Origin of the sequence: Mycobacterium helveticum, from assembly GCF_007714205.1 — a bacterium.
Lineage (GTDB): Bacteria > Actinomycetota > Actinomycetes > Mycobacteriales > Mycobacteriaceae > Mycobacterium > Mycobacterium helveticum.
This window is the reverse complement of sequence record NZ_VMQU01000344.1, coordinates 1-619: the sequence shown is the minus strand read 5'-3', so window position 1 is coordinate 619 and position 619 is coordinate 1. Positions and strand designations below refer to the sequence as shown.

At 71.4% G+C, this 619-nt stretch carries 1 protein-coding gene; it reads right to left on the bottom strand.

All coding sequences use genetic code 11. The features are described 5' to 3' along the window. The coding region (locus tag FPZ47_RS27840) for an alcohol dehydrogenase catalytic domain-containing protein (protein WP_168209596.1) at positions 1-619 on the bottom strand (619 nt) is incomplete at both ends.

The following is a 619-nucleotide window of genomic DNA, read 5'->3' as shown; positions in this document are numbered from 1 at the left end:
TTACCCTTGCTGGCCGTGGCGAACACCTCCAACCCCAGATGCCGCGCCAACTGCACCGCGGCCATCCCCACCCCGCCGGTGCCGGCGTGGATCAGCACCCGCTGGCCGGGTTGCACGTCGGCGAGATGAACGAACGCGTAGTACGCGGTCATGAACACCGCGGATACGGCGGCGGCCTCGGCGTAGGACCAGTCGGCGGACATCGGCAGCAGCAGCCGAACGTCGCCGGCGACGCGGGTGCCGTTGCCGTCCGGGAAGAAGCCGAACACCGAGTCTCCGACGGCGAATTCGGTGACCCCGGGGCCGACTTCGACCACCTCGCCGGCACCCTCGCCGAGGAGCAGCGCATCGTGGGTGAACATGCCCAACGTGACCATGATGTCGCGGAAGTTGGCGGCGGCGGCGCGCACGGCGACTCGAACCTGGCCCGGCTCCAATGGCGCATCGGCGTTGGGAACCGGCTCCAGTTGCAGGTTTTCGAATGTGCCGGCGCTGCTCAGGCCCAGTCGCCACGGCCCCTCGTCGGGCGGCACCAGCATGCCGCCGGCCGCGCGGCTGCCGTGCACCCGGGCCGTGTGCACCGTCCCCCCGCGCAGCACCACCTGCGGCTCGCCCACCG